25 protein-coding genes and 2 pseudogenes are annotated in these 22,118 nt (G+C 62.5%); 22 read left to right on the top strand and 5 right to left on the bottom strand.

Annotated elements, in window-relative coordinates:
* Positions 1-12: 12 nt before the first annotated feature.
* The 4 genes and pseudogenes from EJ077_RS21800 (at position 13) to EJ077_RS21785 (ending at position 4,117) form a co-directional block, all read left to right on the top strand.
* Positions 13-1,065, top strand: coding sequence for a DUF7146 domain-containing protein (locus EJ077_RS21800; RefSeq protein WP_245458502.1), 1,053 nt, complete (start codon positions 13-15; stop codon positions 1,063-1,065).
* 351 nt (positions 1,066-1,416) lie between these two features.
* Positions 1,417-2,345, top strand: a pseudogene (locus EJ077_RS21795) (DUF2493 domain-containing protein).
* A 300-nt stretch (positions 2,346-2,645) separates the two neighbouring features.
* The gene (locus EJ077_RS21790) at positions 2,646-2,813 is read left to right on the top strand and encodes a hypothetical protein (RefSeq protein WP_208696147.1); all 168 of its coding nucleotides are present in this window, start codon (positions 2,646-2,648) and stop codon (positions 2,811-2,813) included.
* A gap of 710 nt (positions 2,814-3,523) precedes the next feature.
* Positions 3,524-4,117, top strand: a complete 594-nt coding sequence (locus EJ077_RS21785) for an SOS response-associated peptidase (RefSeq protein ID WP_208696145.1) — start codon at positions 3,524-3,526, stop codon at positions 4,115-4,117.
* A 276-nt stretch (positions 4,118-4,393) separates the two neighbouring features.
* On the opposite strand, the gene EJ077_RS21780 is transcribed toward EJ077_RS21785, so the two are convergent.
* From EJ077_RS21780 to EJ077_RS21770, 3 genes are all read right to left on the bottom strand, one after another.
* Positions 4,394-4,591, bottom strand: a complete 198-nt coding sequence (locus tag EJ077_RS21780; protein ID WP_208696143.1) for a hypothetical protein — start codon at positions 4,589-4,591, stop codon at positions 4,394-4,396.
* 222 nt (positions 4,592-4,813) lie between these two features.
* Entirely contained in the window at positions 4,814-5,086 is a 273-nt protein-coding gene (locus EJ077_RS21775) for a hypothetical protein (protein ID WP_208696140.1), read from the bottom strand.
* A gap of 87 nt (positions 5,087-5,173) precedes the next feature.
* Positions 5,174-5,605, bottom strand: coding sequence for a hypothetical protein (locus EJ077_RS21770; RefSeq protein ID WP_127277142.1), 432 nt, complete (start codon positions 5,603-5,605; stop codon positions 5,174-5,176).
* A gap of 530 nt (positions 5,606-6,135) precedes the next feature.
* Between EJ077_RS21770 and EJ077_RS21765 the strand changes: the two genes are divergently transcribed.
* The 12 genes from EJ077_RS21765 to EJ077_RS21715 all read left to right on the top strand — a co-directional run bounded on the left by EJ077_RS21765 (position 6,136) and on the right by EJ077_RS21715 (position 14,942).
* Positions 6,136-6,462: a DUF736 domain-containing protein gene (locus EJ077_RS21765; RefSeq protein WP_127277146.1), complete on the top strand. Its 327-nt coding sequence runs from the start codon at positions 6,136-6,138 to the stop codon at positions 6,460-6,462.
* Between the two features lie 176 nt (positions 6,463-6,638).
* On the top strand, positions 6,639-6,899 hold the full coding sequence (locus tag EJ077_RS21760; protein WP_208696138.1) for a DNA -binding domain-containing protein: 261 nt from the start codon (positions 6,639-6,641) through the stop codon (positions 6,897-6,899).
* A 119-nt stretch (positions 6,900-7,018) separates the two neighbouring features.
* A complete protein-coding gene (locus EJ077_RS32295; protein WP_245458501.1) occupies positions 7,019-7,390 on the top strand; it encodes a transcriptional regulator domain-containing protein in 372 nt (123 codons plus the stop codon).
* Positions 7,281-7,784 carry a DUF2285 domain-containing protein gene (locus EJ077_RS21755; RefSeq protein ID WP_208703080.1) on the top strand — a complete coding sequence of 168 codons (504 nt, stop codon included), beginning with the start codon at positions 7,281-7,283 and terminating at the stop codon, positions 7,782-7,784. The genes EJ077_RS32295 and EJ077_RS21755 overlap by 110 nt, the downstream gene beginning before the upstream one ends.
* Before the next feature lie 126 nt (positions 7,785-7,910).
* The gene (locus tag EJ077_RS21750) at positions 7,911-8,192 is read left to right on the top strand and encodes a helix-turn-helix transcriptional regulator (RefSeq protein ID WP_127277152.1); all 282 of its coding nucleotides are present in this window, start codon (positions 7,911-7,913) and stop codon (positions 8,190-8,192) included.
* A 147-nt stretch (positions 8,193-8,339) separates the two neighbouring features.
* Positions 8,340-8,810 (top strand): DUF2840 domain-containing protein, encoded by a 471-nt coding sequence (locus EJ077_RS21745; protein ID WP_245458500.1) that lies wholly within the window; start codon positions 8,340-8,342, stop codon positions 8,808-8,810.
* A complete protein-coding gene (locus EJ077_RS21740; protein ID WP_208696136.1) occupies positions 8,807-9,352 on the top strand; it encodes a S26 family signal peptidase in 546 nt (181 codons plus the stop codon). Before EJ077_RS21745 ends, EJ077_RS21740 begins: the two co-directional genes overlap by 4 nt.
* Before the next feature lie 69 nt (positions 9,353-9,421).
* Entirely contained in the window at positions 9,422-9,757 is a 336-nt protein-coding gene (locus EJ077_RS21735; protein WP_208696134.1) for a DUF736 domain-containing protein, read from the top strand.
* Positions 9,758-9,760: 3 nt separating this feature from the next.
* A complete protein-coding gene (locus tag EJ077_RS21730) occupies positions 9,761-10,534 on the top strand; it encodes a lytic transglycosylase domain-containing protein (RefSeq protein ID WP_210212130.1) in 774 nt (257 codons plus the stop codon).
* A 243-nt stretch (positions 10,535-10,777) separates the two neighbouring features.
* Positions 10,778-12,487 carry a relaxase/mobilization nuclease domain-containing protein gene (locus EJ077_RS21725; protein ID WP_208696132.1) on the top strand — a complete coding sequence of 570 codons (1,710 nt, stop codon included), beginning with the start codon at positions 10,778-10,780 and terminating at the stop codon, positions 12,485-12,487.
* A 20-nt stretch (positions 12,488-12,507) separates the two neighbouring features.
* Positions 12,508-14,496 (top strand): conjugal transfer protein TraG, encoded by a 1,989-nt coding sequence (locus tag EJ077_RS21720; protein WP_208696130.1) that lies wholly within the window; start codon positions 12,508-12,510, stop codon positions 14,494-14,496.
* A gap of 5 nt (positions 14,497-14,501) precedes the next feature.
* Positions 14,502-14,942, top strand: coding sequence for a CopG family transcriptional regulator (locus EJ077_RS21715; protein ID WP_208696128.1), 441 nt, complete (start codon positions 14,502-14,504; stop codon positions 14,940-14,942).
* A 93-nt stretch (positions 14,943-15,035) separates the two neighbouring features.
* Here EJ077_RS21715 and EJ077_RS21710 read toward each other — a convergent pair whose 3' ends face one another.
* Together EJ077_RS21710 and EJ077_RS21705 are read right to left on the bottom strand one after the other, a co-directional pair.
* Positions 15,036-16,346, bottom strand: a complete 1,311-nt coding sequence (locus EJ077_RS21710) for a type II toxin-antitoxin system HipA family toxin (protein WP_208696126.1) — start codon at positions 16,344-16,346, stop codon at positions 15,036-15,038.
* On the bottom strand, positions 16,346-16,600 hold the full coding sequence (locus EJ077_RS21705; protein WP_208696124.1) for a helix-turn-helix domain-containing protein: 255 nt from the start codon (positions 16,598-16,600) through the stop codon (positions 16,346-16,348). Before EJ077_RS21705 ends, EJ077_RS21710 begins: the two co-directional genes overlap by 1 nt.
* A 365-nt stretch (positions 16,601-16,965) precedes the next feature.
* On the opposite strand from EJ077_RS21705, the gene trbB reads away from it, so the two are divergent.
* From trbB to trbK-alt, 6 genes and pseudogenes are all read left to right on the top strand, one after another.
* Complete coding sequence (gene trbB / locus EJ077_RS21700; protein WP_208696121.1) at positions 16,966-17,946, top strand: P-type conjugative transfer ATPase TrbB; 981 nt, start codon at positions 16,966-16,968, stop codon at positions 17,944-17,946.
* Positions 17,946-18,277 (top strand): annotated as a pseudogene (locus EJ077_RS21695) (TrbC/VirB2 family protein). The gene trbB and the pseudogene EJ077_RS21695 overlap by 1 nt, the downstream one beginning before the upstream one ends.
* Positions 18,277-18,558, top strand: coding sequence for a VirB3 family type IV secretion system protein (locus tag EJ077_RS21690; RefSeq protein WP_127281203.1), 282 nt, complete (start codon positions 18,277-18,279; stop codon positions 18,556-18,558). Before EJ077_RS21695 ends, EJ077_RS21690 begins: the two are co-directional and overlap by 1 nt.
* 9 nt (positions 18,559-18,567) lie before the next feature.
* Positions 18,568-21,024 carry a conjugal transfer protein TrbE gene (gene trbE, locus EJ077_RS21685; RefSeq protein ID WP_208696119.1) on the top strand — a complete coding sequence of 819 codons (2,457 nt, stop codon included), beginning with the start codon at positions 18,568-18,570 and terminating at the stop codon, positions 21,022-21,024.
* Positions 21,021-21,779, top strand: a complete 759-nt coding sequence (gene trbJ, locus EJ077_RS21680) for a P-type conjugative transfer protein TrbJ (RefSeq protein ID WP_208696117.1) — start codon at positions 21,021-21,023, stop codon at positions 21,777-21,779. Before trbE ends, trbJ begins: the two co-directional genes overlap by 4 nt.
* 11 nt (positions 21,780-21,790) lie before the next feature.
* Positions 21,791-22,117, top strand: coding sequence for a putative entry exclusion protein TrbK-alt (gene trbK-alt / locus EJ077_RS21675; protein ID WP_208696115.1), 327 nt, complete (start codon positions 21,791-21,793; stop codon positions 22,115-22,117).
* Position 22,118: the final 1 nt, after the last annotated feature.

Raw genomic sequence — 22,118 nt, 5'->3', positions numbered from 1 at the left:
TGGAGGCGCACCGTGCCGCAAAACCAGCATGATCTTGCGCGCCGTCTCGGGCAGCAGGCCGAGGCGGTATGTCGCCACTATCTCTCAAACGGCCGACGCCAGGGCAACTATTGGCAGATCGGCGACGCCCAAAACACGCCAGGGCGTTCGATGTACGTGCGGCTGAACGACTCTCCCAAAGGCCCGGCCGGCAAATGGACCGACGCTGCCACGGGAGAGCACGGCGACTTGCTGGATGTTATCCGGGAGAGCTGCGGTCTAATCGACTTTCGCGATGTCGCTGCGGAAGCCCGCACCTTCCTAAGCTTGCCGCGTTCCGAACAGCAGCCGACAGCACCGATGTGGACCAAGACGCTCGCACCTTCCGGTTCCGCGGACGCCGCGCGGCGACTGATTTCCATGTCGCAACCGATTTCAAGGACGCTCGTGGAGACGTATTTGCGTGCACGCGGCATAACAGCTCTGCACAAGACCGGATGTCTGCGGTTTCATCCGCATTGTTATTACCGTCCCGACGATAACGGCCCGACCGAGACCTGGCCGGCGATGATTGCAGCCGTCACCGACCTCACTGGCAAGCTTACTGGCGCACACCGTACCTGGCTTGATCCCCAGGGTTTCAGCGAGGCCCATCTCGGCCGCGCTCCGGTAGATACTCCCAGGCGGGCCATGGGCGAACTACTTGGGCACGCGGTCCGCTTCGGTGTCGGCTGCGATGTAGTGGTGGCCGGTGAGGGCATCGAGACAATGCTCTCGCAACGCTCGGCACTGCCGGCAATGCCGGCGATCGCAGCCTTATCGGCGGCCCATCTGTCAGCAATACAGTTCCCCTGCGCCCTGCGGCGACTTTATATCGCCCGCGACAAAGATCCGGCGGGAGATGGGGCAGTGGCGACCCTTGTCATACGCGCCAACTCGGCGGGGATCGAGGCGAAGGTGCTGACGCCGCGATTTGGTGACTTCAACGAGGACCTGCGGCTGCTTGGTCTCGGTGCCCTAAGAGCGATCTTGCGCGCTCAAATCGCCCCCCATGATGTCGCCCGCTTCATGGCCCTGACGGGGTGACCGGAAAGAAGAGGAGACCGGCAGGTCGCTGTCGGGCGATCCATGTGTGCATGGTGATCCTCCCCCGCAAAGAACCGCCCCAAGGCCTTCCAGAGGGCGATCGGGCCGCGACCGGCCCGGACCGACAATGGCTGCGCTCCGGCTATTTTCCGGCGGCCCGTTCCACCTCACGCGGTAGCCGCGTGAGGAAGCGGGCCCTTTCCAGCGCGAAACAAAATAACCAGGCTGTCGCCATCCTCCACTGCCGTTGCGGCCCTGCGCTGGCGCTGCGGGTGCAAGTCCAGGCCGCCCGCCGCCTTCGTCGCCATGAAGGCCGCGATGGCGCGGCCGTTACGGAGAAGGAAAACCACCATGGACGACCACGATGACACCGCCTTCGAACCATCGCATACGTCATCTCCGACTGACCACGTCCTCCAGGAACTCCAGCTCTACGGTTACCGTCACTTCGACGACGAACCCGATCCGCGCCCGCTTCCCGAAGGCCACGCTATCGCGGCCAGCATATCCGACATCTTCGACGCCCTGGTGGTAGCGCTGGCCGACACACGGCTTGAACCCGACCTTGAGGAACTCCTGTGGGGCGCGGTCAACCTGTTCCACCGCGCAACGCATCGGATTGAACGCGAGCTCGACGACAACGAACTCGCTCAGCAGCGCCTGCAGCGGGAACAAGATGGATCCGAGGTCAAGTCCGTCGAACTCGAAAGGCTGATCGCGCAGGGTCAGACGCTGCTCGAACGCCGTAGCGCCTTTGAACTGATGCGTGACCAAGCCGCCGAACACTTCGAGCGCCATACCCTTTCGATATGGCGGCCTCGTTCGGGCTCCAGGGTCAATCATCGGAACCTCACTGCGGCAATGATCGACAGTCGTGACTTTCTTGCCGCGAAGAAGCACGCAAACAGCCAGGCGCTCTTGCCTCCCGGGCCGAAGGTCGCCCTTACTGGCGGGCTCGATTTCAATGACCACCGCCTCATCTGGACGAAACTCGACCAGGTGCATGCCAAACATCCGGATATGGTTCTGCTCCATGGCGGATCGCCCCGCGGTGCGGAGTTGATCGCATCCAAATGGGCATACAATCGCAAGGTGCCACAAATCGCCTTCAAACCCGACTGGACAAGGCACGCCAAGGCCGCCCCTTCAGACGCAATGACGCCATCCTCGACACGATGCCAATCGGTGTCGTCCATTTTCCAGGCACGGGCATCCAGGACAACCTCGTCGACAAGGCGCGCGGGCTCGGCATCCCGGTCATGAAATTCGGCGCCCCATGAGGCGTCGCCTCCTGCCAACGGCACAGGAGCGGTCCCTTTCCGACCGGTCGCCCTAGACAACGTCCGGCGATGGTCCTTCCCGGTATGGCTGCCCCTGAATGCAAGGTCTTGAGCTTGGATTTCGTCTCGCAGATTCCTGTTTGGAACTGGGGCCTGAAGCCATCAACCCGTAAAGGGTCGGACTACGCAAAGCGTGCCGCCGTTCCGACTTTGCCTCCACGGTGATTGCGGCCCTCGGCCGGACACATCGGGCGCCTGTCACGGGGGGAGCGATCCCCGCTTCCTAACAGGAGCCGCAAGATGTCTCTCGCACAAGCCAACGCCTTTGCCTTCAGCCTTGCCACCAGCCTCATGGTCAGCATCGTCATCTTCCGCGCCGGCGACGGCACGCTCGCGGTCATGCCCGTTGCCGAATACGACGGTGATGACTTGGAGATCATCCGTGAAATCGACCCGTACGCGGGATGAAGTCATGCCACTTGCTAGGAAGGTGGCGGTTGCGGCTCTCTGCTCATGTCCAGCATGCCGATATTTTCAACAACTTTGATATTGCAGGATCGCTGTTCGCAGCAATGCCGCCTCGCTCCATGGCGGCTCACCGCCAACCGCAAAGAACGATGTTAGAGTTCGCCAGGGTGACATAAGTCTCGATATGGCGCCCTTCGCCGGGGGCTGTCGGTCCCGCATCCCGCCTGGCGGCGGCGCTATGCTGATGCTCCTACGGCCGCCCTGTTGAACCGGTCTCAGGGCCACGAACTTTCTTCAGCACCGAAATGGCTCGGTCCCGCTGGCGGGCATTTCGATGCTTCCGCTTTGTACGCCCTTGTTTGGTTTGAACAGAGGACGCTGGCAGCTTGCGCGCGCCGGAAGGGCGAGGGCAGGTGAGGCAGAGGACAACGACGAGGCAGAGTCTGAAGTGAGCGGTCGGTCGGCCAACCTTGTCGAGGAACCGACTGCTCGGAAGGGCCGGTGCAGTTCGCACAGACGAAGGGTAGGACAGCGGCGGCGAGCCTCGACAGCCCACCGGGTAGAATTCGACTGGCCGCAGTGCTCAGAAGGCCAGAGCGCCGGAAGGGACGCAGACATCCTGGTTGAACGGGCCCCTTCGGTTGAGAGCCGGCACTTTTCATCCCGGGTCTGCTTGCCCTAGAGTGAGGATCGTCAGTCCGGAGCCTTTCATGTGCAATGATTATGAACAACACGTCGCTTGGGCTGAATATTGCCGGATGATGGCGTCGTTGGCGCTTAAAATCTCGACACGTCAATCCGAACTCGATTTGCCACAGGCCGATGATATCCGCATCAATGATCCCGCACCCGTAGTGCGCGCCGCAGGCGACACTATGGAATTGGCCTCGATGACGTTCGGATTTCCGCCGAGCGGTCCAAAGGGCGGGCCTGTGTTCAATTTCCGTTCTGAAGGGCGGCAATTCGGCAATAGCAAACGCTGCCTGATTCCGGCGTCAGCGTTCTTCGAATTCACAGGCACGAAATATCCGAAGGCGAAGCATAGGTTCACGCTCAACGGCTCGCGATTTATGGCCATTGCCGGGCTGTGGCGCGAAGGGACGGGCAATAAGCCGCCCACGTTCACGATGCTGACGACCGACCCCGGACCGGATATCGCGCCTTACCACAATCGCCAGGTCGTGGTGCTTCGGCCTGAGAATTGGGCGGCCTGGATTAATTTGACGAAGCCCGAGGCGGAGCTTTTGCGGCCGCTTCCGGCGGGATCACTCTCGGCGGAAACCGTGCGTCCAGAAAGCTCGTGATGCTCGGTCCGGTGGTGGCGTCTACTCCATGTCTGGAACATCGCCGCTCACGAATAGTGTCGTAGGTGGACCTTAATCGCCAAGCGCCGGGTCTGCATCGCGGCTCCATGCGATGACTCCTACATGTTGCCCTGCTAGCGCCTTGGCCGTTCTCACAGCGCGATCCTCGCTCTGCTGGTCAGTCGGGCCATAGGCCGTGAATAATTCTCCGTCCTCGGCGCGGTCGAACGCGACGACAACGATGAGCTTTGGCTTCTTCTGCGAGGGGTCGGACGTTCAGTGCGCCTTGTCCGAATGGAGATGCATTTCGATCTTGTTGAGCGCTTTGGTTAGGACGTCCGCCGCCTGGAGATTGATGACGAAGTCGAACGTACCTTGCGCCGTATGAAATATCAGAACACCGACCTTGGCTTCATCGTCGACCAATATGCCCATCCCAATACCTGTCGGCATGTACGGCGGTTTATCTGGCATGGTCTTTCTCCTTCAAAGGTACCGGTCGCCATCGCCGCGGTGGGCCAGGCAGAACCAGTGCGATGTTTGTCGCGGCCGGCGAACCCGAATGGTGCGCCATTGCCTGGCCGGCGTGCTCACAAACATGGTTTTCGATATGCCCGCGATCCCGCGGCGCTACCGTCACGCCTTCGGCAAGCCTGATTGGTTCGTCCCTCATCAATCTACCAATTCAAGGAACAGCTAGTTTTCCGGCACGGCGTCGGCTGGCCAGTCGGCACAGCACGCGGCGATTTCGGCTTTGTTTGCATCCAAACGCTCGCTGCGCGGTCCTCGTCCGCGGTGTTGGCTCGCTGCCTTCCAGGAACTGGCGTCATCCCAACCCTCCAGCGCAAACATACCATCGGCAGCCCGCTGGGCAGAAATTCCCGTCACGACAAAAAAAGCGTCCGCAGCGCTGATGCCGCGCTGCTGTTCTGCCGGCGAGGCGCCTTTTATTTCCAAGCGGAGCTTCATAGCTCGCCTCCTGTGCCTATTCGGCCAACAGTGAACAAAATGAGAACAAAGAGTCAAGAGCCCCTTGACTGGCGAGGAATATGTTCCTCATTTCCCGATATGCCCGAGCAACCCGAACGATGGCACAAAGGCGCGCCGTGGACCCTCATGCATGCTCACAACGCCGGTCAGGTTGTGCTTATTCGCTGTCGGCACTGCAATATCAAGCGGTACTTCAAGCCCGCCGAGCTGAGAGAGATCTATGGCAACGTGCCGGTCGAAGCGCTGCGAGGGAAGATGACATGCCAGAAGTGCCGCATGAGCGAAAGCATTGACGCAGAATTGCTCCACCTCGTCGGTGAGGAGGCGGTCAAAGTTCGCTTTCGGCGCTTGGTTGGAATCAAATTCGTGCGCCGCGTGGTCTGGCGAGATGAATAGGCACTCGCGTGAGAACGTTAGATTTGAGTGCTCACATCTGCAACATCGTGCGAGGCATTCCAATTTCGCCGCGGTTTTTCGGGCGATGGCAATCAACTCCAAGCCTCGGTTTCAGTGCAGACGAGCGTTGGCGTCGAGCGGCATGTCTAAGCCGGGCACCAGTTAGCATCGTCGTTAGAGCCGCGACCGCCCCGCGACGTCTGGGAGGCCGCCGAAATCAATCGCTCCCGTGACTTTGCCATGTTGAACAGGTTTGGTGCTGCACACGCTCAAGCCGTGGCAAAACGACCTCGACCACCTGTGACGTCTGTGGCCGGATAGGGTAGGTGCCCAGGACCGCCAACTCTCCTGGATAAAGTCCTGTCGCGGCGAGCACACCGATAGCGGTCTCTTCGACTGGTGTTTCTGGTCCGAAGAACGGCTTCGCCTCGGTCGCCTGTGACGCAACGGCACGTCGCGACTTTCTTCCCCTGCCGGCTGCGCCGTCATTCCTCGCGCAACAACAAAGTCGCTTCCGTACCGTCCTCCGCTTCGCTTCGGCCCTGGTGCGCCGGCGATCGCCTTCCGCCTTGCGACCACCATCGAGACCGCAATGGTGCGGCTCGAAGCAGACAGGATCAAGGAGAACTACCATGGCTACCATCGGCACCTTCAAGAAGTCCGGCAACAACGAGTTCACTGGAGAAATCGTCACCCTCAGCGTCCAGGCCCGCGGCGTCCGCATCGTCCCCGAAACCCGCGCCAACGGCGAAAACGCCCCCAGCCACCGCGTCTTTGTCGGCCGCGCCGATATCGGCGCCGCCTGGTCCAAGCAGTCCAACGAAGGCCGCGACTATCTGGGGCTCAAGCTCGACGATCCAAGCTTCACCGCCCCGATCTTCGCCAACCTCTTCAATGACGAGGACGGTGAGGGCTACAGCCTGATCTGGTCCCGCCCGAGCCGCCGCAACGCAGAATAGGGACGCCGATCAGAAGTTCCGCCCGGACCATCCGGGCGGAACCTCACCTGACGAAAGCTGCTGAGGCCCAAGGCAGCGATGCCGAGATAGCATCGTGTGATGCTCGCAAAGCGGCCTCCGTGGCCACCGTGACATCTGCAAGAGTTGTTTTTTCGCCTCGCCGTGGGGAACACAATATGATTGAGCCCTTTGACGACACCGCGCCAACGGGGGAAGAACTCACCGACTATGATCGCCGCCACATCAAGCTCTACATGCGCTTGTTTGACGCCGACGCCGACGGCGCCGATTGGCGGGAGGTAGTCAAGATCCTCTTCGGGATCGATCCGAAAGAGGAGCCGCGGCGGGCCCGACAGGTTCATGACAGCCATCTGGGGCGGGCGCGCTGGATGACACGAACTGGCTACCGTCAGCTCCTGCGCAAGACCGACACCTAGCGAACATTGTCGCCCGGTGATGCCGAAGAAGCATCACCCGATGCCCATCCGTGGTCTTCCGCCAATCGCAATCACCCGGAATCGATTCGGGCACACTTGCAGCCTGATGAGAACGCACGATGAAGCCGGATACGTCACGTTGGCGGGATAACACCAGCTACGACTTCTTCGACAGCTTACCAGTCGAAGGATTGGCCTGGGAATGCCTGCGCCGTTGGAATTCATATCAGCGCCTCTACGCCGCGCTCGCCCGTTCGGGAGCGGAGACGCAACCTTTTCCGACGGAAGCGCAGAAACGTTGGGGGTTGCGATTTCGCCGCCCGTCCCGACCTGTCCGCGTTGACGCAGGACGTTCTGTGGTCGCCTCTTGCCGACCCCGCGGTGCTGGCCCTCGTGCCGTCCCCCGATTTCCTGTCATGCGACCCTTCCACGACGCTCGCCGGGATCAGTGCTCGCCACGACAGTCCCCAGGGGTCGCACGCCATCCATGACTGCGGGATCGCAACGCAACTCCTCCTCTTTCCGGGTAGCGCCGCGAGTTGTTCCCGCGCGGCCTTGATACCGCTGGATTCCGAGACCTTAGGCCGGGTCGAGGCTCTGGTCCGTTTCTGGCGCGGCCATAACAGTCGGCCCGTGCCGCCCGATACCCGAATGACTGTTCAGCAGAGGCGCCGCCTGCGCTTGATGATGCGGGCCGCCGACGGTCGCACGAACGGCGCCAGCTATCGTGAAATCGCGACCGCTTTCTATGGGGCGGGGCGTGTGGTCTCCAATCCCTGGAAAACCTCGTCGCTTCGCAACACCGTGATCGGTCTCGCCAAGGGCGGAACAGCGATGATCGCCGGCGGCTATCTGCAATTGCTGCGCCATCGGAAGCGCTCCTAGCTGCGGGGTGGCAATATTGCACCCCCCCATCTTTCTCATCCCCTGCGAAGCCGCCTTTCCGCCACAGTGGTCGCTGCCCGCCGCTGAGCATCAGCGGTTCTCAAAACCCCCTGGGAGGCTTGATACATGCGACCAGATCTAGCCGTTTTGCCGCCGCGCTTTCTACGCACCAAGGAAGCTGCCGAGTTCCTCAGCCTGTCGTCCCGCACGCTCGAGAAACACCGTACCTACGGCACTGGTCCTGGCTATCGCAAACTCGGCGGCCGTGTCGTCTACGCCGTGGACGATCTCCAGGCTTGGGCTGAGCGTGGCGCCGTAACCTCGACTTCGGACCCGCGCGGCTCAGTCCTTCCGGCCAAGCGCCATCCAGCAGCGGCTCCAACGCCGGCCGGACGGTATGGGCGTTGAACTGAACCCCGCGCGAAGGCGCAGCCGGTCCACCGCGCCGGCATCACTTCAGCAACTCCATCACCGCGGTTGCTTCCCCGCGAAATCAGGAGACAACCAATGGGCACTGTCGTTGACTTCCGTTCAGGCCGATCGGTGATCGGCGCGATGGGCGATGACGGCTTGACCCACGTCGAATTGACGTGGGTCGAAAAGAAGATCGAGTACTGGATCCGCTTCGGTTCGGTCGCCCAGGAGAAGATTCTCGACCGCCACCGTCGCGTTGTCTCGTTTCGCCCACGCACTGTCTTTGCCTTCGTTCGCTGGGCCGCGAACGACTTCGGCACGATCATTTCCCGCGTCGATATCGTGCGCGTTGTCGCTGAGGGCGAAGCACACCAGACGCTGCCTTTCGTGCGACCCGGCGGCGACATCCTGCTCAGGTCTGACGGCTGGCCCAAGGTGGAGCGGGTGTTGCAGATGATCGACCGGATCGAGCAACTCGGCATCGATCCGGAAGCGGTCTCGGCTGATCATTGGCGGCATGTCCACAACCGATTGACGGCGGGACAGGAGCCACGCGCCTATACGTTGGATATTCACCGCGCCCACTTGCTCCGGCGGCGGGTCCAGCCATGACGCGGCACGCGATCGTCCTCGCGACGGCACTGGCGATCACGGCCATGCTCTGTCCCGCGTTCACCGAGGTGTCGCCGAGGTTCATCTGGAATGCTTCAGCCAGCACGCCAATTGGCCTGTACCTGATCGACGGCGGCGTGCCGTTTTCGGCGAACGATCTCGTTGCCGTCGAGCCGCCCGAACCGCTCGCAACATTGCTTGCCGACCGCGGCTATCTGCCAAAGCGCGTGCCGCTCATCAAGCACATCCTTGCGGTTTCAGGCCAAACCGTGTGCCGCAAAGAGCTGGTCATTTCAATTGATGGCACTGACGTCGGTATGGCGCTCAAACACGACCGCAACGGTCGCGACCTGCCGAATTGGCAGGGCTGCTGGCGCATTCCCTCCGGCAACGTTTTCCTGATGAACAGGCAAGTCCGCGACAGCTTCGACGGACGCTACTTCGGCCTCCTTCCCACCGATCATCTCATCGGCCGCGCCGTTCCGCTGTGGACGGACGAGCAGGGCGGCGGCCACTTCCAATGGCGTGCGACAGCGCGGTGAGCGCGCCACCGGCGGCGTCCTCCGTGCCGTCTGATCGTCACCGCAGACATCAAAGACAGGAGACAGGAAATGCCACAGATCGGCGAGTTCATAAGCCATCAGACCGGGTATTCGGGACGAATCCGCACGCTCAGTCTCAACCTCGAGATTGCGGTCGTCGCGGCCGAAGCGAACGAGACAGACAATGCGCCCGACTACCGTGTGCACGCTGGCGGCGAAGACGGCATCGCGATCGGCGCCGGTTGGAAACACTCCAGCGAAAAGGCGGGAGAGTTCGTATCACTGCAGATAGACGACCCGACTTTCGCGCAGCCGATCCGCGCCTATCTGTTCAAAAACGGCGCCGACAAAAAGTCCTGGTCTTTGCAGTGGTCGCGTCTGCGTGACCGCGTGGAGAAGGATTAGGCGATGTTGGCGCGCCGCCGGCCGACGAGCCAGTTGGGAACGCCTGCGTTGCCTCGCGCTACCCGACGTTTAGCTGTGTTTGTACTTGCCGGGCTCTGCTTCACATGCGTCGTTCCCGCGACTGCACCGGCGCAGAGCCCGCCATTAGGCACGCCGACGGCGCGCGGTCGCTACGACACCCACATAGCGGAGGCGGCGCGCCGCTTCCGCCTTCCGCCGGGCTGGATCCGCGCCGTCCTTGGCGCCGAGAGCGCCGGCGATCAACGGGCCACATCGCCCAAGGGTGCCATGGGTCTGATGCAGATTGTGCCCGATACCTGGTCCGCCCTGCGCGCGCGTTATCGACTTGGCCCCGATCCCTATGATCCGCACGACAATATCATCGCGGGCTCGGCCTATATCCGCGAGCTGGTTGATCGCTACGGATCGCCCGGCTGGATTGCTGCCTATAATGCCGGACCGGGACGCTACGAGGCGTCGCTGCAGGGCAGGCGGCTGCCTCGGGAGACCAGCGCTTACGTCGCCGTCGTCGCATCCGCCATACTCAACGACGGTGCACCGAAAGCTCTCAGTCCGGCATCCCCAGCACAGCACGGCTGGAGGTACGCTTCGCTCTTCGCCGCGCAGCCAATAAGCAAGCCGGAGGACGGTTCGATGCAGTTGAGGAGTTCCCGCAATGATCCTTCAAAGGCCATGCCCACGGAAGGATTGGGCGACGCTACGGTGCCATCGACCGGTCTGTTCGCACCGCAAGTGAGGGGAAGGTCCGCGCCATGAGCGTCATCAACGCGCTTCGCACCATTTCGTGCTCCAGCGGGCCATGGCGTGCGGAGGGGGGAGATGCAGGCAACACGACCGAGGGATGGCTAGATAAAACCCCGCACATTGTGTGCCGGCCGGTCGGTTGGTTTTTGGGGATTTTCAGGCGCCATGCGCACATTGCAGCAATTCCGCGCAATGTGCGTCGCACGCCCAAGACATTGTATCGGCATCTTCTTTTCCACGTTGCGGGATAGGAACATGGCCGATGAGCACGAGCTTCGCATTCGACCCGGGCGCATTCGTTCCAACCGCGATCAGGCTTTGCGGCCGTTCATCGCACAGGCACTAGCGGCGGCGAAAAAAGCCGGCGGAAGCATCTCCCGCACCGGTCAAATCAGCCCCGGTAACCGATCGCGCTTCGGCCGGGGCCAGGTCGCCAACATCCGGGCCAACCGCCTGCTGACCAGCCGCTCTCGCGTCACTGTCATCAAAACCCGTGTCGTTCGTCACTCCGCGGGTGCTGTGCCGCTGACCGCACACCTCTCCTACCTGCAACGTGAGGGTGTCACCCGTGAAGGGCAAAAGGCCCGCATGTTCGGCCCGGGAACGGACGATGCGGACGTCAAGGTGTTCGCCGAGCGCTGCGGGAGCGATCGACACCATTTCCGCTTCATCGTCTCGCCAGAGGACGCTCCGGAGATGTCGGATCTCAGATCCTTCACGCGCGACCTCATGGGGCAGATGGAGAAAGATATCGGCACGAAGCTCGATTGGGTCGCGGCGGACCACTGGAACACCGACAACCCCCATATCCACGTCATCCTGCGTGGACGCACAGATGACGCGCAGGATCTCGTCATCTCACGCGACTACATCAAGGAAGGGATGCGAGCCCGAGCCGCCGATCTTGTTACCCAGGAACTCGGGCCCCGCGCCGATCTCGACGTCCGCCGCAATCTGCAGCGGCAGATCGAAGCAGAACGCTGGACCCAGCTTGACCGTCAGCTGGTCCGTGACATGTCGCGCACCGGCGTCATCGATCTTGCCGCAAGTGCCCATAGGCGGCCCGACGAGTATCACGTGCATAAGGTCGGTCGCCTGCGCAAGCTCGAAGCCCTTGGTCTTGCCGATCAGGTTGCTCCAGGCCAATGGGTGATCGACAATAGGGCCGAGCCGACCCTGCGGGAGCTCGGCGAGCGTGGCGACATCATAAAGCGAATGCATCGCGCGTTGACCGAACAAGGGATCGAGCGCGGTTCGAGCAGTTATGTCTTGGCCGCCGAAAGCCTCGATACGCCCATTGTCGGGCGGTTGCTTGATCGCGGTCTCGACGACGAATTGACCGGCACTGCCTATGCCGTAGTCGACGCTGTCGACGGACGCACGCATCACATCAGACTTGGCGGTCTCGAGGCAACTGGCGACGGCCCGCCAGGGTCGATCGTCGAATTGCGCCGCTTCGAAGATGCGGGCGGCCGGCGTCGTGTCTCGCTCGCCGTTCGCTCCGATCTTGGTGTGCATGAGCAGATCACGGCAGCGGGAGCGACCTGGCTCGACCGGCAGGCCATCGCGCGCGCGCCTGCCGCCTTGAGCATCGGTGGCTTCGGTGCCGAGGTTCGTCAAGCTATGGAACAGCGGGCCGATCATCTGATCAGCGAAGGCCTTGCGCAGCGTATAGGTGGGCGGGTTGTTTTCACCGAACTCGAACGGGTTGGTGAGAGGCTCGCGTCCGAGGCTGGGCGGCCCTTCAACCGTGCCGCCAGCGGCGACCATGTCGCCGGAATATACCGCCAGCGCTTCGCGCTCGCCTCTGGTCGCTTTGCCATGCTCGACGACGGCCTCGGCTTCCAGCTGGTGCCTTGGTCACCCTCGCTCGAAAACCATCTTGGCCGGCATGTCTCCGGTGTCGCCCGCGGTGACGGCGGCATTGACTGGAGCTTTGCTCGCAAACGCGGGCTCGGTCTCTGACAACACGAGAGAGGACCTCCATGTCCGCGACGAAGATACTCTGGGGCCAGATACTCAGTATCTTCCTGATCGTCCTGGTGACGATCTGGATGGCGACGCAATGGACGGCATGGCGCCTTGGCTTCCAGGCGCAGTTAGGCCCGCCTTGGTTCGAGCTCGCCGGCTTGCCCGTCTACTATCCGCCAGCGCTGTTCTGGTGGTGGTATTTTTACGACGCCTACGCCCCGAACATCTTCGTGGAAGGCGGATTGATCGCGGTGTCCGGCGGCTTCCTGTCGATCATTGTTGCGATCGGCATGTCTGTGTGGCGTGCACGCGAAGCCAAGAACGTCCAGACCTATGGGTCGGCGCGATGGGCCGAAAGGAGGGAGGTGGAGGCTGCCGGGTTGCTCGGCGCCGAAGGTGTCGTGCTCGGGCGCCACGATCGCCACTACCTGCGCCATGACGGGCCCGAGCATGTGCTGTGCTTCGCTCCGACCCGGTCTGGCAAGGGGGTCGGCCTGGTGGTGCCTTCGCTGCTAACCTGGCCAGGCTCGGCGATCGTCCACGACATCAAGGGTGAGAACTGGCAGCTCACCGCCGGCTTTCGCGCTCTGCATGGTCGCGTGCTGCTCTTTGATCCGACCAATTCAAGATCGTCGGCGTACAATCCACTGCTGGAAGTCCGTCGCGGCGAATGGGAGGTTCGCGACGTCCAGAACATCGCCGACATTCTCGTCGACCCGGAAGGAAGCCTGGAAAAGCGCAATCACTGGGAAAAGACCAGTCACGCGCTGCTGGTGGGTGCGATCCTCCACGTCCTCTATGCCGAGAAGGAGAAGACGCTGGCCGGCGTTGCCGCCTTCCTCTCCGATCCAAGGCGGCCGATCGAGTCGACGCTTTCAGCAATGATGAAAACCGCGCATCTCAGCGAAACCGGCCCGCACCCGGTCATCGCCAGTGCTGCGCGCGAACTGCTCAACAAATCCGATAACGAACGCTCGGGCGTGCTGTCCACCGCAATGTCCTTCCTCGGTCTCTATCGCGATCCCGTCGTCGCCGAGGTGACGCGGCGCTGCGACTGGCGGATCGCCGACATCGTCGGCGGCAAACGGCCGGCGACGCTCTACCTGGTCGTGCCACCGTCCGACATCAATCGGACCAAACCACTCATTCGCCTTATCCTCAATCAGATCGGGCGCCGGCTAACCGAGGACCTGCACACAAAGACCAGCCGCCACCGATTGCTGCTTATGCTGGATGAGTTTCCAGCGCTCGGCCGTCTCGACTTCTTCGAGTCCGCCTTGGCCTTCATGGCTGGCTATCGGCTAAAGAGCTTCCTGATCGCGCAGTCGCTGAACCAGATCGAAAAGGCTTACGGGCCAAATAATTCGATCCTCGACAATTGTCATGTGCGCGTGAGCTTTGCCACAAACGATGAAAGGACTGCCAAACGTGTGTCCGACGCGCTCGGTACGGCAACCGAGATGCGGGCAATGAAGAACTATGCCGGCCACCGGCTGTCGCCCTGGCTCGGACATCTCATGGTGTCGCGGCAAGAGACAGCTCGTCAGTTGCTCACCCCTGGCGAGGTCATGCAGCTTCCACCAAGCGACGAGATCGTGATGGTAGCGGGTGTGCCGCCGATCCGGGCGAAGAAGGCGCGCTACTATGAGGATGTTCGCTTCCAGGAGCGCGTCCTGCCGCCACCTGAACTGGTCCGTCAAGAAGGGGGGCAACTTGATGATTGGAGCCTGCTGCCGGTCCTGGCCGGCCACGAGGCCGCCGCTCCCCCAGGCTCGCCGCGACAGGACGATGAAGATCCGACTGGATCAGAGCAGCGCCAACAACCCGAACTCAATCGCGCGCCGCCAGTCGAGAAGACGGCCTCGATCGAGAACGAGTTCGAGATCGAGATCGAGATCGATGATGGCGACGATGACGCTGTCGGCAATCGACGCCTTGCCCGCCTTGTAGAGGGTGTGGCGCGGCAGGTTTCCCTGGACCCCGACGATGGCATGGAGTTGTAGCCGCCATGACCGGCCGCAAGAAGAAAGTGCAGATCTCCGTCTATCTCGATCCGCCCGTCATGACGATGCTTCAGGACTATGCGGCGCGACGCGATCAATCCCAGTCCATGATAGCCGAAGCCGCGATCGCTTCGTTCCTCTCGCCCGATGCGGATGAGCGTCGCGAGGCCGCGATCGCCAAGCGCCTGGATCAGGTCGATCGGCGTCTGGCCAGGCAGGAACGCGATATAGGCATCGCGGTTGAGACCTTGGCCGTGTTCGTCCGCTTCTGGTTGGCGACCACACCGGCCTTGCCGGAGCCAGCGGCACAGGCGGCGCGTGCCAAGGCGGCTGAACGCTACGAAGCCTTCGTCACCGCCCTGGGCCGGCGGCTGGCGAAGGGGCCGAAGCTACGGCAGGAAATTTCGGAGGATATCAATCCGATTGACGAGGGCGCAATACGATAAGGCCGATGGCGATCTTCGCCATGGTGATGGCGATGATTGGCAGTGGGACGATAGCGATGCGGGCCGATGACGATGATGATCAGCAGACCATGGTCAATTTGCGTCGGCGAGAAGACTTGCGCGCTTGCCTATAGCCAATCTGACTGACTCGACAACCTGCTCGGGAAAGCCAGGCTGCAATGAGGAGATCACGATCTCGGCCTGCTTCTCCACGTTTCCAGCAATGTCCTCGAAAATTCCGCGTATGACAGGTGTACCCACGCCGGCAATGTCGGCGGTCTGCATGAAGTGGCGGGGCATGATCTCATGGACCGAATAATGCCGGCTCGTGCCGACCGACATCGCCAACTTGAATTTTCTTCGAGGGATCTGTCCGGCATCAAAGCTGGGCTGTGCCGTCAGTACGTCATAGAGGGGCGTCATACGGAACCGCCCGCCAGGGCTCAGAAAGATACTGAAATTCTTGGCGTGGCCATCGGTAGCGCCAATCAGCCAGAACAAAACGCCGGCGCGCATGAAGACGGTGATGTCTTCCTCGGGCGTGTCACTGCCCCTCAAAAGCGCGACAATCTCAGGGATGCCGGGGCCGCCTTCGGATTGATACTTGCGTGTGGGCGGCACCGACAGCGCCTGACAGATGTCCTCTTGCGGCAGGCGCAAAAGGCGGCCATCGCGAGCCCACAGCCGGTCGAAACGCTCGACGATCAGGGTGGGGCGCCCCCCGAAATCAGCGATCTCTGCCTGAGCGGCGGGAACGCCGAAGGCCTGGAGCAGCTTGAGGCACAGATACTCGTTCTCAACACTATGGGAGAGGTCGATAGCGTTCGGCAACTGGCCGATCTGTGGTTTCAGAATATGGGTGGTCGCAGCCGTTCCGATCGGCTTGAACCAGCCCCCATCCTTGCGCAGCAGCGCGGTTTTTTCCTGGGCGCCCGCAATCGAGATGCGGAAATCCTCGTCCTCGCCGAGACCGAGAGGAGCAGTGGCAAGGTTTTCAATTATCCCGGCGATGTCCTCGTTGGAGACTGGCTTGCCGTCGATGCTGCCTGGAATGCCGGGATCGATGCCCTCAGGCAGGAACTGTAGCGCGCCGACGCAATCATGCCCGACCGCGGCGAGCATGCTGTAGGCGTCCGTGCCATCAGCGCCGACGCGTTCGGCAACACGCTTGCGGATGGCGTCATTGTCGGGAAGGAGGTTGTCGAAAACGTTGATCACAGGCGCGCCGATATAGCGATCTTCCCGCAAAGGAAGCGAGAGTGAGACCGGGAAGGTGCCGCGCCAGTCCAGCCATTCGCGGGCGTATTGGAAGTCTATCGCGCCCGTCGATGCTCTGCGCAAAACGCCCACCAAGCGCCCGTTCAGCAAGACATTCAGTGGCGTGTGGGCCGGCCGCCGCGCCATCAGAACAGGTCCTCGACGTCAGCGGAGCTGCCTTTGCTGCGCGTGCGAATGACGAGCTCAAGGCCGAGGGCAGAGAGTGCCGCCATCACTGTACGAAGCTGCACAGCCGGCTCTCCGGCTTCAAGGCGCGATACCGTGCCCTGGCGCAAGTGGATCTGATCGCCGAGCGCCCCTTGCGTGAGGCCGGCCTGCTTGCGGGCGCGACGCAGGATGGCTCCGAGTTGTTTTTCGTTGCGGGCGATCTGATCGGTCATGGCGGCCTCCTGGCGTTATTATACGGGCTCGCGTATATTCGGTCAATATACGCGGTCACGTATATTTTTAGGATATACGCGGTCGCGTATAAAACAATGATATACGCAATCGCGTATGAACGCCCCGGCAACGATGTTCACAGCCAAGCCAGGTCGGCCCATTCCAACAGCCTTCCGAGTTCGCGCACCGATCGCGGAGCGTCCTCGCATCGAAGCCAGGCGCCAGCGGCGCCGCCGTTCTCCTGTATTTGTACGCCACGCCACTACGGCTCAACATACTTGTTGAAGCGATCCAGAATCCGGCTCTTTTAATCATCCCCGACAGGGGCGTCTGAGTTGTCCCTGCCGAAAAACCGGGGACACCGATGGCGGCATCGCATCACAATATGGAAGGACGCGCGCGCACCTCGCGTATGCTGCGGACAGCGCTCGGAACCGCCATCACCCGGTTGCTGGACGATGCCGTCATCGTCGAAGTGATGCTGAACCCGGATGGCCGCATCTGGGTGGACCGGCTCTCCGAAGGTCTTGCCGATACGGGAGAGGTGCTGTCGGCCGCCGATGGCGAGCGCATCGTCCGCCTTGTCGCCCATCATGTCGGCGCGGAGGTGCATGCGCGCTCGCCGCGCGTTTCGGCCGAGTTGCCGGATACCGGCGAACGCTTCGAAGGGCTTCTTCCGCCGGTCGTTGCCGCGCCGGCCTTCGCAATACGCAAACCCGCCGTCGCGGTCTTTACGCTCGAAGATTACGTCACTGCAGACATCATGACCGCCGAGCAGGCCGACGCGCTTCGCAGCGCCGTCAGTGCTCGCGCAAACATCCTTGTCGCCGGCGGCACATCCACCGGCAAGACGACCCTCACCAATGCCCTGCTCGCCGAGGTCGCGAAGGGAGCCGATCGCGTCGTCATCATCGAGGACACACGCGAGTTGCAGTGCGCGGCGCAGAATCTGGTCGCCATGCGGACCAAGGATGGTGTCGCCACGCTCGCGGACCTGGTTCGCTCCTCGCTGCGTTTGCGGCCGGACCGCATTCCCATCGGCGAAGTGCGCGGCGCAGAGGCCCTCGACCTCCTGAAGGCCTGGGGCACCGGACATCCTGGCGGCATTGGCACCATCCACGCCGGCTCGGGCATCGGGGCATTGCTCCGTCTCGAGCAACTCATCCAGGAAGCCGTCGTCACTGTCCCGCGCGCCCTCATCGCGGAAACCATTGATCTCATCGCCGTTCTGTCCGGGCGCGGACCCGCGCGGCGGCTGACAGAACTTATGCGCGTCGACGGGCTTGGGCCTGACGGCGACTACCGCACCTCCCAAACCAACCAGAACAGTCCAGGAGACAGCTGATGATCCGCATCCTTTCGCGTGGCTACAGGCGCTTGGCCGCTGGCGCCACGACCCTTGCCACCACCCTCATGCTCGCCCAGGTCGCTCATGCCGCCGGCTCGTCGATGCCGTGGGAGCAACCGCTTGAGAAGATCCTTCAGTCGATTGAGGGTCCGGTCTCCAAGATCATTGCCGTCATCATCATCATCGTAACGGGGCTAACGCTTGCCTTCGGCGACACCTCGGGTGGATTCAGGCGGCTGATCCAGATCGTCTTTGGCCTGTCGATCGCCTTTGCGGCATCCAGCTTCTTCCTGTCGTTTTTTCCTTCGGCGGCGGGGCGCTGATCTGATGGCGGCCGCTTTCGAACAGGTCGGCGCTGTGCCAGGGTTTACGGTCCACGTTCACAGGGCACTGACCGAGCATATTCTGCTCGGCGGCGCACCCCGCTCGATCGCAATCCTGAACGGCACACTGGCAGGCGCGGTTGGCCTGGGCCTTCGCCTCTGGCTGGTCGGTCTCATCATCTGGGCAGTTGGACACTTCACCGCTGTATGGGCCGCAAGGCGCGATCCGCTCTTTTTCGAAGTGGGTCGAAGGCATCTGCGCCTTCCCGCTCATCTGCCGGTGTGAGGTCCTGTCATGATGAACCTTTCCGAATATCGTCGCACCGCCAACCGTCTTGCCGACTACCTGCCCTGGGCCGCGCTTGTCGCGCCCGGCGTGGTGCTCAACAAGGATGGAAGCTTTCAGCGCTCCGCAACGTTTCGCGGGCCCGATCTCGATTCCGCGGTCGCGGCCGAGTTGGTCGCGGTGGCCTCGCGTATCAACAACGCCTTTCGTCGCCTTGGCTCGGGATGGAGCATCTTCGTCGAGGCGCAGCGGCATCAGGCGGCGACTTATCCCGAAAGCCAGTTTCCTGACCCGGCCTCAGCCCTCGTCGACGCCGAGCGCAAGGCCGAGTTCGAAGAGGAAGGCGTTCACTTCATCTCGAGCTACTTCCTCACCTTCCTCTATCTGCCGCCGGTCGAGGATGTCGCGCGCGCCGAGACATGGCTTTACGAGGGGCGCGAACAGTCGGGCGTTGATCCCAATGAGATTCAGCGCGCCTTTGTCGACCGCACGGATCGCGTGCTTTCCCTGCTCGACGGTTTCATGCCGGAATGCCGGTGGCTCGACGATAGCGAGACCCTGACCTACCTGTATTCGGCTGTCTCGACGAAGCGCCATCGTGTGCGCGTCCCCGAGACGCCGATCTATCTCGATGCGCTGCTGGCCGATCAGCCGCTGACCGGTGGGCTGGCGCCGCGTCTTGGGGATCAGCATCTTCGCGTGCTCACCATTGTTGGCTTTCCAACAGCAACCACGCCCGGCCTTCTCGATGACCTCAACCGGCTCGCATTTGGCTACCGCTGGTCGACGCGTGCGATCCTTCTCGACAAGGTCGACGCTGCCAAGCTGCTGACGAAGATCCGTCGGCAATGGTTCGCCAAGCGTAAGTCGGTCGCGGCCATCCTGAAGGAGGTCATGACGAACGAGGCGTCCGTGCTCGTGGACACGGACGCCGCCAACAAGGCGGCCGACGCCGACATGGCTTTGCAGGAGCTCGGCGCGGATATGACGGGCATGGCTTATGTCACCGCGACCATCGCGGTCTGGGATGCCGATCCGCGTCTTGCCGATGAAAAACTGCGTCTTGTCGAAAAGGTCATCCAGGGACGCGATTTCACCGCGATGGTCGAGACCGTAAATGCCGTCGACGCCTGGCTCGGTTCGTTGCCCGGACATGCCTACGCCAACGTCCGCCAGCCACCCATCTCGACACTCAATCTCGCCCACATGATCCCCCTCTCTGCCGTGTGGGCGGGGCCGGAACGGGACGAGCACCTCGGTAGTCCCCCCTTGCTTTACGGCAAGACCGAGGGCTCGACCCCGTTCCGGTTGTCCTTGCATGTCGGCGACGTCGGCCACACGCTTGTTGTCGGACCTACCGGCGCTGGCAAGTCCGTGCTGCTCGCGCTGATGGCCCTGCAGTTCCGACGCTACGCGCGCAGTCAAGTCTTTGCCTTCGACTTCGGCGGCTCGATCCGCGCCGCCGCACTGGCAATGGGAGGCGACTGGCACGATCTTGGCGGAAGCCTCACCGAAGGCACCGAAACCTCCGTCTCGCTCCAGCCACTCGCCCGCATACACGACACTTACGAGCGCGCCTGGGCCGCCGACTGGGTCGTGGCAATCTTGGCGCGCGAAGGCACCCCGATCAACCCGGACGCCAAGGAGCATATCTGGACCGCTCTGACGTCGCTCGCCTCGGCGCCGGTGGAGGAGCGCACCATCACCGGCCTGAGCGTCTTGCTGCAGGCCAACGATCTGAAGCAGGCTCTCCGGCCCTACTGCATCGGCGGCCCCTACGGGCGGTTGCTTGATGCCGAGGCCGAGCACCTTGGCGCGGCGTCCGCGCAGGTGTTCGAAATCGAGGGTCTTGTTGGGACTGGAGCCGCACCGGCGGTTCTCTCCTACCTGTTCCATCGCATCGGTGACCGGCTCGATGGACGACCGACGCTGCTCATTATCGACGAGGGCTGGCTTGCGCTTGATGATGAGAGTTTTGCCGGGCAATTGCGCGAATGGCTGAAGACCCTGCGCAAGAAGAATGCCAGCGTCGTCTTTGCCACGCAGTCGCTGTCCGACATTGACAATTCGGGCATCGCACCAGCGATCATCGAGAGCTGTCCAACCCGGCTGCTGTTGCCGAACGAACGCGCGACCGAACCACAGATCACCGCGATCTATCGTCGCTTCGGCCTCAACGACCGCCAGATAGAAATCTTGGCGAGGGCGACACCGAAGCGCGACTACTACTGCCAGTCTCGACGCGGCAACCGCCTCTTTGAGCTCGGCCTGTCCGAGATCGCCCTGGCGCTCTGCGCTGCATCCTCGAAGGCCGATCAGGCTCTGATCGCCAGTATCGTCGCCGGACATGGCCGCGCCGGCTTCCTCCCTGCCTGGCTGCGCGCGCGAAACGCCAGTTGGGCGGCTGACCTCGTTCCCAACGTTTCGACATTCACGTCCCAACCCGAACAGGAGCATCAAACATGAATACCCATCGCTTTCGCTCGCGCGCGCTTGCCCTGGCCGCGGCCATGTTCACCGTGCCGCTCGCGGTGTTGCCCGTCGCTGTCACGCCAGCATACGCGTTGATCGTGTTTGATCCGTCGAACTATGCGCAGAATGTCCTGACGGCCGCGCGATCGCTTCAGCAGGTGACCAATCAGATCACCTCACTTCAGAACGAAGCACAGATGCTGATCAATCAGGCCCGCAATCTCGCGAGCCTGCCTTTCTCCTCGCTGCAGCAGCTGCAGCAATCGGTGCAGCGGACGCAGCTGCTGCTCGGCCAGGCGCAGAACATCGCCTTCGATGTCCAGCAGGTCGACAGGATCTTCCAGCAGCAATACCGCAGCATCTCGCTATCCGCGTCCGATCAGCAACTCGTCACGGATGCGCGCTCGCGCTGGCAGAATACGGTCGGCGGCCTGCAGGACGCCATGCGCATACAGGCGGGCGTCGTTGGAAACATCGACACTAATCGCACGCAAATGTCGGCGCTTGTCGGCGCCAGCCAATCAGCCACCGGCGCGCTGCAGGCGACACAAGCCGGTAACCAGCTTCTCGCGCTCCAGGCGCAGCAGCTTGCCGACCTCACGGCGGTTGTCGCCGCGAACGGTCGCGCCCAGGCAATGACCGAAGCCGAACGTGCCGCCGCCGCCGAACAGGGGCACGAGCAGCGCCGTCGGTTCCTGAACCCGGGCTCCGGGTACCAGGCCGGCAATGCCGCGATGTTCAACCAGTGAGGCCCACCGCCATGGATGCCAAGTCACTCGCTCGCCTCGCCGCTGTCATCTTCGCCGCGATCGCCGTCACGGCGGCCGCGGTCGAGTTGGCCCGAAGGGAGGAAAAGTCGGTTAGGGCCGCTCCCGAGGCGCCGGCAACTTTGTCGCCAAACCCGCTCCGCGAAGGTCTTCGCCGCTGCCAAATCCTCGGTGGGGCTGCTTTGCGCGACGGCGACTGCTTGCGCTTGTGGGCGCAGCAGCGCGACCGGTTCCTCGGTCTCAAGTCGCCATTTGCGCGTCCAACGCCAGAGACCGCAGCACCGCAATTGCCAGATGCGGCGTCGCAGGGGGCGCGATAAG

The sequence above is a fragment of the Mesorhizobium sp. M8A.F.Ca.ET.057.01.1.1 genome (genome assembly GCF_003952565.1).
Taxonomy (GTDB): Bacteria; Pseudomonadota; Alphaproteobacteria; order Rhizobiales; family Rhizobiaceae; genus Mesorhizobium.
The sequence above is the reverse complement of the archived record's forward strand: the minus strand, read 5'-3'. Positions and strand labels throughout refer to the sequence as shown.